Origin of the sequence: Dyadobacter soli (genome assembly GCF_900101885.1) — a bacterium.
In the GTDB taxonomy this organism is placed as follows: domain Bacteria; phylum Bacteroidota; class Bacteroidia; order Cytophagales; family Spirosomataceae; genus Dyadobacter; species Dyadobacter soli.
This window is the reverse complement of sequence record NZ_FNAN01000003.1, coordinates 443,012-456,173: the sequence shown is the minus strand read 5'-3', so window position 1 is coordinate 456,173 and position 13,162 is coordinate 443,012. Positions and strand designations below refer to the sequence as shown.

Here is a 13,162-nt window from a genome sequence, read left to right as displayed (position 1 = left end):
GTATGATACGTCGCGCCATTGACTATTTTTGTTCCAAATAGCATTCTACCAATAGCCGATAGGATATGAATCGGTTCAATATACAGCAGGACGCACACGTCGAAACTTCTAAAACAAAAAGCGCTTTGTTGTCATTTTCTAAATCGTGCCTGGTTATTCTCCTGTTGGTCGCCGCTGCATTCGCGGCTTCGACGCCGGTTGCGCGCGGTCAGAATTTCCCTTATTCGTTCAAGTATCTCACCGTCGACGAAGGCCTGTCGCACACGGATGTAAATGACGTTGCGCAGGACGGGAAAGGGTATATTTGGGTTGCCACCAACTTCGGGCTCGACCGGTACGACGGTTACTCGATAAGGAAGTTTTACAATAGCAACCTTCCATTGCACAATGCATTCAAGAACCGGATTATCAGGTTATATCCCGATAAAAAGGGAACAATCTGGCTAAGTACCGAGGACGGTTTGCAGTCTTTCGATCCTGCCGTTGAAAAGTATACCGACTACACCATTGGCAATACCGGCAAGAGTCCTGTGTCCTGGAAGCATTTCAAAACGGATACCGACTTGCTGTACATTTACGCTGATTATCAGATTAGTCTGTACCGCGTTTCGGGAAGCATTCTGGAAAAGCAGGTATTTGCCGTTCCGGCGGGTGTTCGCTTTTTCGATATGCAGGCCGACCGTAACGGCATTCTCTACTTCGCCAGCGACAAGGGCATCTGGCGGCTGGATGGTGAGCGAAAACTGGTCCGGATGCCGGTGGCCGGCTTACCGGATCAGGTAAGAACGATTTTCTTTGATCTGAAAAACAACCTGCTCGTTGCTTCGGGCAACCATGTTTTCCTTATTGATAGCGGAAAGTCCCCCGCGATAAAAAGGCAGTTCACCTGCCAGGATTGCGTTGAAATCAGGGGAATCGCCGCCGGAACTACCGGTGATTATTGGCTCAATACAGGTTCGTCCCTCGTCCGGCTCAACGCCGACTTTGGTTTCGTACAAAAAATCGACCCCAATGAAAATCCGCGTGGCCTGAATGCGAATGCCATCAGCCGCATTTATATCGACCGCTCGGACTGCCTTTGGGTGGGTACAGCGGGAGGAGGGTTGAATTATTGTGACCTGAACCAGAAGCGATTTTACACCATCCGCTACGAGCCCGGAAACGGAAAATCTATAACGGGAAACTATATACGGTCAATAATCGAGGACGGGAACGACCTCTGGATCGGAACCGATGCCCATGGATTGAACCTTTATGACCGGAGATCGGCCCGGGTGATTAGCCGTTACGACACCAAAAGCGCATCTGCAAGCCTGAACAGCAACGCGGTTACCGCATTGAATTTTGACCGCGACCGAAATCTGTGGATCGGCACCGCGCGCGGCATACAGATTTTACGGCCGGATAAAAAGACATTATGGAAACCCAATGGCTATGAAAACTTTCCCAGGTACGGTGTTGTAACGCTTGCGACCGATTATTTTGGGAACACCTGGTTTGGAAACCTGGAACATTTAGGGGTGATATGGAAGGACGCGTCGGGAAGATACCAGGTGAAAGAATATCCGGAAGGGAATTTCATCCTGGCCGACCCTCAGAAAGCGGAATTGCTCGTAGGCAGCAGGCATGGTTTGAAGCGCATTACCGTGGACGCGCAGGGCAATATCCTGAAAACGGATCTTTACCGGGCATCTGAAAAGTCGAATTCGCTCAGCTCGGACTATACCGCGGTGATACGCAGGCAAAACGACAGTACCTACTGGATCGGCACGATCGGCGGCGGGTTGAACCGGCTCACCATACGAAAAAGTGACAATTCCTTTCATTTCACGCGCTTCGGAGAAAAAGACGGGGTATTCCATGACGTCGAAGGCATTGAAATCGACAACCAGGGCAGCATATGGCTGGCGGGTGACGGATTGCTGCGTCTGTATCCGAACACAGGCAAAATAACGCGGTACGACAAAGAGGACGGGTTGCAAGGCAACAGTTTCAAGATCAGGTCTTCATTCGCTTCGACGGACGGGACGCTGTACTTCGGCGGCATTAGCGGCCTTAATTACTTCGATCCCGAGCAGATTCGCACCAATGCCATTGAGGCAATTCCCGTGCTGACCGGCATCCTGATCAATAACCGCAGGCCTTCATACAGCGGCTCCCAAAATCCGGGCAGTAGGATAGCGCATGCGGTCGGGTATGCGGATGAGCTGAGGCTTAACCACCTGCAAAACAATTTTGTAATCACCTTTTCGGCGATGCATTTTGCGAATCCGCTCAAATGCAAATACCGGTACAAGCTTATCGGCTTTGATCAGGACTGGAACTATACGGATGGAAAAAATCCCGGCGCTGTTTACAGCAACCTGGATTACAGGCAATACAATTTTGTGGTTGAAGCCACCAACAGCGATGGTACATGGAGCAAGCGCCAGGCTACGACGGTGATCACCATCACGCCCCCCTGGTGGAAGTCCGATCTTGCCAAACTAATGTACGCATTGCTGTTCATCTCGGCATTGGCCGGCATTTACATTTACCAGGCGAGGTGGTACCGGCTGAAAAGGGAGGTGGAGGTGCGCGCCATCGCCGAGCAGAAGCGCGAGGAGATCCACCGGCAGCGGGAGGACCTTTACCAGCAGCAGCTTATGTTTTTTACCAATATATCTCACGAATTCCGCACGCCCCTTTCACTGATCCTCGGCCCGCTAGAAGCGCTCATCAGCCAGAATAGCAATACGGTTCTGGATCATTCCTACCAGCTTATGCACCGGAATGCCAAACGGCTCATCAACCTGATCAGCGAGTTGATGAATTTCAAGAAAGTATCCGATAGCCTGATCAAGCTGCAAGTGGCGCCGGTGACGGTCAGCCAGTTCTGCCAGCAGCTGGTGGATGAATTTCAACTCGTTGCTTTTGGCAAAAACATCACCCTGAACCTGATCGACAATACGCGAAAAAACACCTACTGGCCGGTTTCAGGGCTTTTTGACGTGCAGGTACTGGAAAAAATACTATTGAACCTGCTCAACAATTCATTCAAGTTCACCGAGCCCGGCGGCGAAATTACATTTGAAGTTTTCACGGACTTCAACAAGTTTAAACCCACATTCCAACAAGGTTTTGAGCTGCTGCACGAAACGCACCGTGCCGACAAGTACCTCTATTTCCGGATTGCAGATACGGGGATCGGCATCTCCGGCGACACCATCAGCCGCATATTTGAGCGTTACTACCGCATCAGCCGCGATCATATGGGTTCCGGCGTCGGCCTCGCACTGGTCAAAAGCCTTACACAGCTGCACAAGGGCGATATTTATGTGTACAGCGAGCATTATAAGGGCACGGAAATTGTCATAGGCATTCCCCTCGGCGAGCAGAACTGGACCGAGGCCGAGCGTGCGCCCTCCCGGTTTGAGCCCCAGATCCGTCTTGAAACGATTGATCAAACGACGCTACTCCCCATCATCGATCCGGCGGCAGCGCAGCAAAAATCGAATTTCTCAGCCAAAAAGCACATTTTGCTCGTAGATGACAATGCTGAACTCCGGGTGTTCCTGAAACAGAAATTGGAGAAACAGTATTTTGTGTATGAGGCCTCCGACGGCGATGCTGCGATGAGGCTGGCGGCCGACAAAATACCCGATCTGATCATCAGTGACATCATGATGCCCGGTATCAGCGGTATCGAACTTTGCAGGCAGGTGAAGGAGCGTTTTGAAACCAGCCACATTCCGTTCATTATCCTGTCGGCCAAAGACGCCCTCGACAGCAAGATCGAAGGTATGGAGTCGGGAGCGGATTTTTATTTTGCCAAACCGCTCAGCGTGGACCTGCTCATACTGACAGTCAATAATATCTTCGAGCAAAGGGAAAAGCTGCAACAGAAATTCACCAACAACTATCTTTCCCAGGCCACCGAGCTGGTCCATTCCGAAAAAGATAAGGCGTTTTTCCAGACGTTGCTGAAACTGATTGAGGATCATATGCAGGACCCTGAGCTGGACGTCGACTTCCTGTGCAAAAACCTGTACGTGAGCCGTACGAAGCTCTATCAAAAGATCAAAGGCATTACCGACCAGTCCGTTGGTGATTTCATCCGGACTCTCCGGCTGAAAAAGGCCATCCAGATCATGACCCATGAGGATATTCCATTGAATAAGGTCGTGGAGCGTGTCGGCTTGCAAAGCAGTTCCAATTTTTCACGCGTGTTCAAAAAGGAATATGGCAAGTCACCACTGCAATTCATGCAAGCCTTGAAACGCAATCCATCCTGACCAAACGTATTTATTAAAACCGAAGCTATATTTGATGATGCCATGCAAGCATTGCCTAGCGATGCTTGCGGGCTAAAATTTTTTTACTAAAACCGAAGCTCTTAATGAAGTTTACCAGAATCCTGTGCAGCGGGTTAATGACCCTGCTGGCGGCCGCGCATGGCCAGGCCCAGCATTACACGAAGTATGTCAACACATTTATCGGCACCGCACCGCTGACCGACCCTAAAATCCTGGGTTACCAGCTGCCGGATGGCTGGCGCTCCTGGGCCGGACTGACCTTTCCGGGCAGCTCGCTGCCGAATGCGATGGTGCAGCTCAGCCCGATGACCGAGTATGGGTCCGGTGCCGGTTACGAGTATGAGGACGACGTGATCCTCGCATTTACCCACACCAACAAGGGCCATTGGAACCTGTGCAACATCCCCGTGCTGCCGCTGTCCAACCCGGGCGAGAAGTTCGGTTCGAAGTTCAGTCATGCCAAAGAAAGCGCTGCGCCGGGCTATTACCAGGTGTTCTTGGATGACTATAAGGTGAATGTAAGCCTTACTTCCACATTGAGGGCAGGGTTTCACCGCTATGAGTACCAGAATGGCAAAGACCGCCAGATTCTCTTCGATCTGGCCAAAGCGAACAACAAAATTTCTAACTGGAATATCGAACAGGCAGGAGCCAATGCAATCCAGGGTTTTCAGCAAACGGGTGAGAAAATTTACTTTTACGCCACATTGAACACTCCCATTCAAAAGCTGGAAGAAAAGGAGGAAGGCGCTAAAACCGGTTACGCGATCGTGCACCTGGCCGATGGAGGCAAGGGGCCTGTGGAGCTCAGAATCGGCATTTCGTTTGTAAGTACTGCCAATGCAAAAGAGAATCTTGAAAAAGAGATCGGCAGTAAGACATTCGAAACAGTTCGCGCGGATGCTACGCGTATGTGGGAGAATCTCTTGTCGTCGGTACAGGTTAAAGGCGGTACCGACAAGCAGAAGCAAATGCTCTATTCCTGCCTGTACCGCTCGTTTTTGTGGCCCGCATTGCGCAGCGATGTGAATGGAGAATATACCGATGCGAAGAAAAATGTAGTCAAGGCTGGCTTCCGGTACTATACCGAGCCCTCGCTTTGGGATACTTACCGGAACAAGGATGTGCTGCTGGGACTGATTTCGCCGGACGTCACCCTGGATGTGATCAAATCGATGAAGGATGTGGGCGATAAAAAAGGCTTCATTCCTACATTTTTCCACGGCGACCATGGCGCGTCGTCCATTGCGGGCGCATACCTGCGCGGGATCGACGGTTTTGATGTAAAAGGCACCTATGAAATCCTTTTGAAAAACGCCAATACGCCCGGCGGCGCGCGTCCGCACGTGGCCGAATACATTGAAAAGGGCTACATCTCCGACCCGGATGTGCCTAACCCGCATGTGGAAACGAAAGCGAATGCAGGCGTTTCCAAAACGCTGGAATATTCGTACGACGACTATTCGGTGGCACAGATCGCGAAAAGCCTCGGCGATTCGGCCAATTACAAAGTGCTGATGGCCCGCTCGAAAAATTACCGCAATATGTTCGATCCTTCCACGCGCTTCATGCGCGGGAGGCTGGCCAATGGCGAGTGGATCAAGCCATTCGACCCGCAGTACCCTTATTACGAATACATGTACCGCGAAGCCAATGCCTGGCAAGTGTCGTTTTTCGCGCCCCATGATATGAAAGGGCTGATCGCGCTCTACGGCGGCCCGAAAGGCTTCGAGTCGAAGCTGGATTCGCTTTTTACCGTTCCCTGGAACCCGAAGCACATTGCCCGGAACGTGGAAACGATGGTTGGCCAGTACTGCCACGGCAACCAGCCCGACCATGAAGCGCCATTTGCCTACCATTTTATCGGCAAACCTGAAAAATCGCAGGCGGTACTCGACAATATCCTCAACAACCTGTACGGCATCGGCGACGACGGCCTGGCCTTGTGCGGTATGGACGATGCCGGGGAAATGTCGGCCTGGTATGTATTCAGCGCGCTGGGCCTCTACCCGTTCTCAGCCACCGACCCGGAATACATCGTCACCGTGCCGCTTTTCGACGAGGTGAAATGGAAGACCAGCACCGGTAAAATGCTGATCATTAAGAAGCCCGGAAAAGGCCGGGCATTGCGTGCAGTGAAGGTAAATGGCAAGCAAACGGATGGCTATTTCGTGCCTCACGCGCTCTTCCGCAATGGCGGGGAAATTGAGATGGTGACCCGGTAAAGGCAGAGCTCCGGTCAGTATGGATTGGGCTGACCGGAGCTGCTAAATGCGTGGGCGAAAGTATTCGTTGGCGAATCGGAAGATAGGGTATACATTGCCAAGAAATACACCCTCGAAAAAATACCATGAACACAGAGGTGAAGCTGCTCATCGTGGGACTGAGTACTTTTTAACCGGCACCAGCCATGACAAACTCCCTCCCCCTGAAATCTCCCAGAATCGAATCCATTGACCTGCCAAAAGGCCTGGTAATGGTGCTGATGGCACTCGACCACACGCGCGACTATTTTTACCAATCCGGTTTATTTTTTGAAGTAAGCAACCCGGCTGTCGCCAGCGTACCCGTGTACATTACCCGTATTATAACGCACGTATGCGCACCCACTTTCAGCTTTCTGGCCGGGATTTCGGCATTTTTCTCCGGTAAAAAACGGTCACGCAGCGACCTTGCATTGTTTCTCGTCAAACGCGGCTTATGGCTGGTTTTCATGGAGCTCACCATCATTTCATTCGCATGGTATCTCAATGTAAACTTCACGAATCTCGACCTGGGGGTGATCTGGGTGCTGGGCATGAGCATGATCTTCCTCGCCGGGTTTGTCTACCTTCCTCCAAATGCCACGCTGATCATCTCCCTGGCCCTGATCGGGGGGCATAACCTGCTCGATCGCCTTCACTTTGACAATGTCTGGTGGGCCATTCTGCATGAGGTATATACTACCAAAATTTGGGGCATTACATTGACGGTCGTATATCCGATCATTCCGTGGATCGGCGTCATGGCCCTGGGTTATTACTTCGGCCGTTTTTACCAGGTACCTTTCGATCCTGCAAGCAGAAAGCGCATTTTCAACCGAATCGGTTTGGCCACCATCATCCTCTTCCTCGTGGTCAGGTGGCTGAATGTTTATGGAGACCCCGTTCCCTGGAAGCATTTGCCCACACCCGAAAGAACGCTGATGTCCTATTTTAACGTCAGCAAATACCCGCCCTCACTCTCCTACCTACTGTTGACCCTCACATTCCCCTTTTTATTCCTGGCTAACTCCGAAAAATGGAGCGGAAAAGTGATAGACTTCTTCTGCGTATTCGGGCGGGTGCCCTTCTTCTACTACATCCTGCACCTCTACACCATCCGCATTACCGGCATGATCGGCGCAGAACTAACGGGATATGGCTGGCAAACCGCGATACAAACGCAATTCGACATTAACCTCCACGGTTTCGGGTTCAGCCTGCCCGTAGTATACCTCATCTGGCTATCCATCATCGCCGCCCTCTATCCGGTTTGTAAATGGTTTGACGGGTATAAGCGGAAGCATTCCGAGCAGTGGTGGTTGAGTTATTTGTAATTCCCCCCCCAAACTACCACCTCACATCACTGGGAAAACAAATCCTGAATAGCGCGCCTTCCCCCGGCTGACTTTCTGCGGTGATGATGCCCTGGTGGTTGTCGACGACCCTTTTTACGGTGGAGAGGCCGATGCCGCTGCCTTGCTGGGTACCGCTGTTGTGAAGCCGGGTGAAAAGGTCAAAAATAGCCTCGGCGTATTGTTGCTCGAAGCCGATACCGTTGTCGCGTATTTCCAGTTGCGCGTAGTCGATACCGTTCTCTGTGCAGGTTGTTGCCGAAATTTCAATGCTGGGCGCTACGGCCGGGTCTCTGTATTTCAATGAATTGCTGATCAGATTCTGGAACATCTGGTTCAGTTGCCTTTTATACCCGTGGATAACAGGCAGTCGTCCCAGCACCAGCGTGGCATTGCTCTCATGGATCCTGACTTCCAGGTCTTCGATCACCTGCTTGATATTTTCGTTCAGGTCGACCGGCTCTTTATCAGGTGGGATCAGGCTGAATTGGGAATATAACAGCAAGTCATCGATCAGTTTTCCCATCCTTTCCGACGCGGATATGATTTTATGAAATGTTGCCCGGTTTTGGTCCGATAACTTGCTATCAAGCTGATCCTGGAGAAGGTGGGTGAACACCTTTATTTTCCGGACAGGCTCTTTCAGATCATGCGACGCCGCATGGGCAAATGCTTCAAGATTCTGGTTTGAATTTTCCAGTTCGGTGATTTTGTTGAGCAACTCAAATTCCAGGTATTTGAGCTTTGTATAATCTGCAAAGTGAAGGATCACTTCATCGGCCATTTTGATCGCCGTCATTTCATTGTACAGGTCAAGCCCATCCTGGTCATAATGGATCATCCAGGTATCGGACTGGCCCGACAGAAACGTCTTTGCCACATTGGTAAAACTTGTCGTTTTCAGGTAGCCGGGGAAAATTTCGCTTACCCGTTTGCCCTGAATAGCATCCGGCGTCGTGTCCGCATACGAGGCATAGGCCTGGTTGGTTAGTTTAAACCTAAAATCTACGATCTCCCCGCCTTCGTAAACCGGTTCGAGGACTTGCAGCGGCTGTTTGAAGGAGTTAATGATATCCTGAAGATAGGCATTCGCATTTTTAACGGAAGCATTTGCTTGCTCCAACTCCGCGGTGCGTTCAAGTACGATTTCCTCGATTTTCTGACGCGCTACCACCGCCGGCGTCGTTTCCAGCGACGTCACCAGCACGCCCTGAATGCACCCGTCGTCCCCATACACGGCACTGTGGCTGAATGTCCAGTAAACATCTTCCAGCCGCCCGTTCCTGGCGATGGGGATCAGCCTGTTTTCAAACCACTGCGGCTTGCCGGTCCGATACACCTGGCTGATGAGCCCGATCGTAGTTTCCCAAATCTCCGGCCATACATCAATGGCCCTTTTGCCGATCGCCGGATGTTTGCCGGATTCGCCGAGGCTTGGACGGTAGGCGTCGTTATAAAAGCATATGTGATCCGGGCCCCAGAAAAGAAACATCGGGAAGGCGGAATTCATTACGATCCCAAGCGCCGTACACAGGCTGCCCGGCCACTCGTGGATCGGCCCGAGCGAGGAATTCTCCCAGTCGAAATGACGGATTATTTCTCCGGTTTCACCCGCGTTTTCCAGGAATTTCGGCTTAGCGCCCTGGCTATTATTTTCAACATTCATCGATATTCTAACATGGCTGCAAACTGACTTTTACACAATTTTAAATATAACCATTTGAATTTCGGTTCAGGTAATGTCATGTCGATCGTTTTTTTGCCGGTATATTAGACATGCGCGACTGAATTAGGAAGGAACCATGCTAAGGTTCTCCACCCCGGCTTCTTCCTGAACCTTACTTTCGGGTTGCCAATACAAGCGATTTAATCGAGACGGGCAACTGCTCATTTTGCCATTGCCGTTCTAAAACGCGTTCGTCCTTGCTTAATGCCTTCAAGGCGTAATCAGCTGCTCTTAATGCATGGTCGGCCATGTGCGCGACCGCCACTACATGCCCCACCGCGCGTGCAGCGGCAATTTTAACCGGATCTTCAAGTGCTTTGGCAATAGCAATAGCTGCGAACGCGGCGTTCCGGGCATCACCCACAGAGGCATTGCCATTCTTCCATGCTTCGCCAACATCCAGAATTTTTATGAACGAAGGATTTGAATTTTCTCCGATTTTATCCAACACGTGCTTCACGCACTTGGAAGCCCATTCCAATAATGCATTATGCTGTTGCCTTTTCAATGGTCCGCCACGGTGTTCCGCCACAAATCTTGCGTCTCGCATTTCACTTTGATTAACTGGCTGTTAAGAAAGAATTTACTGTTGCTTCTCTCATGGATTAAAATTGCTGTAACGAATTCCCGACTACTAAAAGGCGGGTATGGCGAACATAACAAAAAATTTGATTGGGTTCATTCTTAGAACCGGACATAAACTGTCCGCAAATGAACGTTCAATTGTTCAAAAAATATCACAAAACTTTGATTTACAGACATATAAACCACAATACACGCGCTGGCTGGATATTTTATCAGCAAATGTGAAACTAATCAGAATATGGAACCAGATCTCCCGCCGCGTCCGCCAGTCTGGGCCGATAGGCTACTATCCCTGGTATGCGCCCCGCACTTACGGGAATCGGTCCTGGGCGACCTGCACGAAGAATTCCGCTATCAGGTCCGAAAGGCGGGCCTGAGAAAAGCGCAGCTTCGATACTGGATCGAAGCATTGGGTTTTCTGCAATGGAGGTATATCAAAAGAACAAAAAGCGACTATCCACCCACTTATTTACTCAGCCGTGATATGATCCGTAACTACTTCACCATCGCCCTGCGCACGCTCGTACATAACAAGGCTTATTCGTTTATCAATGTGGCCGGGCTGAGCATCGGACTCGCTGCTGCCATGCTGATTTTGCTGTACACGAAAGACGAAGTCAGCTTTGACCAGTTTCACGCTAATAATCCGGACATTTACCGCATTACCAACAAATACATTTCGCCCGAAGGCAAGCAGGTGGGCTCCATGGGAAACACGGGCTATGTCGCCGGCCCGGCCTTTGCAGCAGGTGTGCCCGAAATCAAGGCATTCGTGCGTTTCCATGGGCACCGCAACGATATCAAAAGAGGCAACGAGATCAAAAGCGAAGACATTTTCCGTGCGGATTCCAGCTTCTTTTCCATATTTTCCTTCCCCTTGCTGAGCGGCGACCCGAACACCGCATTGAAAGAACCCCGCTCGGTGGTACTCTCGGAAGCAATGGCCGAGAAGCAATTTGGCAGCAAAAATGTGCTTGGAAGGACAGTTCTGATGAAAGATAGTTTTGAAAAGGACGCGCGCTTCGAACCCTACACGGTCACGGGCGTAGCAAAAAAGTGCCCTCAGAATTCATCGATCAAGTTCGACATGGTCATTCCGATGGTCATCGGGCCGGGTGAAGCCCACCGCGCTACCAACTGGTTCAATACATTCATGAACACATTCGTCCTGCTCGCCCCCGGAACGAACATCGCGCAGGTGGAGCGCAAGATGAACCTCGTTTACAATGCCGAAGCCAAAGAGGCCATTAAGGAGGTAGCACTGAAATATGGCATGAAGGACAAGAAAGTTTACAACCTCCAACCCTTTCCGGATATGCACCTGAGCGAAGAGTTGCCCTCCGACGGTGGCCTGGTGGGGCATAGCAACCCGCTGTGGTCGTATATTCTTACGGGCATAGCACTCTTTATACTCGCCATTGCTTGTATCAATTTCGTGAACCTGACCGTGGCGCGTTCTTTGAAACGTGCCAAGGAAATCGGTGTACGCAAAGTAGTCGGAAGCGGGCGTATGCAACTCGTCATGCAGTTTTTGGGCGAATCTTTCCTCCTGTGCATCATTGCATTCGTTCTGGCGCTGGTACTTGTACAGCTTATATTGCCTATTTTCAACGACCTTGCCAACAAGTCCCTCTCCCTTTCCTACCTTTTCGATACCGGCCTCGTGCTCGGCTACCTCGCGCTGCTGCTCACTACGGGCCTGCTGGCCGGTTTTTATCCGGCCGTTGTGTTGTCGGGTTACAGTCCTGTCAGAACCCTTTATCAACGGTTGCAGCTTTCGGGCAAAGGCTATCTGCAAACTACGCTGGTGGTACTCCAGTTCACGATCGCATCCTTCCTCATCATCGGCACGCTCACGATCAATTCCCAGTTCAATTTTCTGATCAATAAAGACCTGGGCTACAATGATGAGCATTTGATCAGTGTCGACAAACCTAACCTCACCCGTGAGCAAGCGCACCTGCTTAGACTGGAACTTCAAAAAGATCCGAACATCATTGCCGTCGCGCCCAAAAACGGCGGCCGCTGGAACACGGCGGCGAAAGTCAATCAAGGCACGGAAATTCCTTTTATATATGAGACCGTCGACCACGAGTATCTGCCCGCCATTCAGGTGCCGGTGGTGAAAGGCCGCAACTTCTCACCCGCCTTCCCGGGCGATTCCACGCGCTCCGTGCTGGTGAACGAAGCATTTGTAAGGCAGGCCGGCTGGAAGGAACCAATCGGCCAGATAGTCGATTTCACGTATGAAAATTTCAAATGCACGGTCGTCGGCGTCGTGAAAGACTATCATTACACCGATCTGAACGAGGAAATCGGCCCGCAGCTCTTTACCATGAGGCCAGCCAACCCCTACGGGCGTTTTTTTGTCAAAATCAAACCCGCGTCTGAAACTTCCAGCCTCCGGCACATTGCCGAAACATACGCCCGGCTGTTCCCGCTCAATCCGTACACTTACCGGTTCCTGGACGACGAAAACCTGAAACGGTACGAATCCGAGGCCAGGTGGAGGCAAATCATGCTTTTTGGCACCACGCTTACCATTTTCATTTCCTGCATCGGGCTATTCGGACTGGCTACGCTTTCCGCCGAGCGGCGCAGCAAAGAGGTCGGTATCCGCAAGGTGATGGGCGCATCGGTGGCCAGCATCACCCGCCTGCTCACATCCGACTTCCTGAAACTTGTCTCGCTGTCCTTCATTTTCGCATTTCCGCTGGCCTATTACGCCATCGACAAATGGCTGCAAAACTATCCCTACCGGATCGGCATCGACGCATTTATATTTCTGGAAGCCGCATTACTGGCCGTGCTGGTCGCCTTCCTGACGATTTGCTTTCAATCCATCCGGACAGCCCTGGCAAATCCGGTAAAAAGTTTACGAAGTGAATAGGGATTACGTGATTTTTTGATTTTTATCAAAAGAATTGTCGCATTATGTAACCAGTTTTGGGCCAACGAACT

General features: G+C 51.0%; 6 protein-coding genes. 4 read left to right on the top strand and 2 right to left on the bottom strand.

From position 1 onward, the window contains the following. Positions 1-128: 128 nt before the first annotated feature. The 3 genes from BLQ88_RS06205 to BLQ88_RS06195 all read left to right on the top strand — a co-directional run bounded on the left by BLQ88_RS06205 (position 129) and on the right by BLQ88_RS06195 (position 7,872). Positions 129-4,274: a hybrid sensor histidine kinase/response regulator transcription factor gene (locus BLQ88_RS06205; RefSeq protein ID WP_176884916.1), complete on the top strand. Its 4,146-nt coding sequence runs from the start codon at positions 129-131 to the stop codon at positions 4,272-4,274. A gap of 104 nt (positions 4,275-4,378) precedes the next feature. Next, the gene (locus tag BLQ88_RS06200) at positions 4,379-6,520 is read left to right on the top strand and encodes a GH92 family glycosyl hydrolase (protein ID WP_090147673.1); all 2,142 of its coding nucleotides are present in this window, start codon (positions 4,379-4,381) and stop codon (positions 6,518-6,520) included. 185 nt (positions 6,521-6,705) lie between these two features. Further along, on the top strand, positions 6,706-7,872 hold the full coding sequence (locus BLQ88_RS06195; RefSeq protein WP_090147671.1) for an acetyltransferase domain-containing protein: 1,167 nt from the start codon (positions 6,706-6,708) through the stop codon (positions 7,870-7,872). Positions 7,873-7,885: 13 nt separating this feature from the next. Here the strand turns inward: BLQ88_RS06195 and BLQ88_RS06190 are convergent, their stop codons facing one another. Both BLQ88_RS06190 and BLQ88_RS06185 read right to left on the bottom strand, forming a co-directional pair. Beyond that, positions 7,886-9,556 (bottom strand): sensor histidine kinase, encoded by a 1,671-nt coding sequence (locus BLQ88_RS06190; RefSeq protein ID WP_090147670.1) that lies wholly within the window; start codon positions 9,554-9,556, stop codon positions 7,886-7,888. Positions 9,557-9,728: 172 nt separating this feature from the next. Continuing rightward, on the bottom strand, positions 9,729-10,166 hold the full coding sequence (locus tag BLQ88_RS06185) for a putative immunity protein (protein WP_090147668.1): 438 nt from the start codon (positions 10,164-10,166) through the stop codon (positions 9,729-9,731). Positions 10,167-10,439: 273 nt separating this feature from the next. Here BLQ88_RS06185 and BLQ88_RS06180 point away from each other — a divergent pair, with 273 nt between their 5' ends. Next, positions 10,440-13,091 (top strand): ABC transporter permease, encoded by a 2,652-nt coding sequence (locus BLQ88_RS06180; protein ID WP_218132894.1) that lies wholly within the window; start codon positions 10,440-10,442, stop codon positions 13,089-13,091. The last annotated feature ends 71 nt before the right edge of the window (positions 13,092-13,162 follow it).

Bases quoted from the DNA above. Each gene is read 5' to 3' on its own strand.
- BLQ88_RS06200 (WP_090147673.1), top strand. From the start codon at position 4,379: ATGAAGTTTACCAGAATCCTGTGCAGCGGGTTAATGACCCTGCTGGCG.
- BLQ88_RS06195 (WP_090147671.1), top strand. From the start codon at position 6,706: ATGACAAACTCCCTCCCCCTGAAATCTCCCAGAATCGAATCCATTGAC.
- BLQ88_RS06190 (WP_090147670.1), bottom strand. From the start codon at position 9,556: ATGAATGTTGAAAATAATAGCCAGGGCGCTAAGCCGAAATTCCTGGAA.
- BLQ88_RS06185 (WP_090147668.1), bottom strand. From the start codon at position 10,166: ATGCGAGACGCAAGATTTGTGGCGGAACACCGTGGCGGACCATTGAAA.
- BLQ88_RS06180 (WP_218132894.1), top strand. From the start codon at position 10,440: ATGGAACCAGATCTCCCGCCGCGTCCGCCAGTCTGGGCCGATAGGCTA.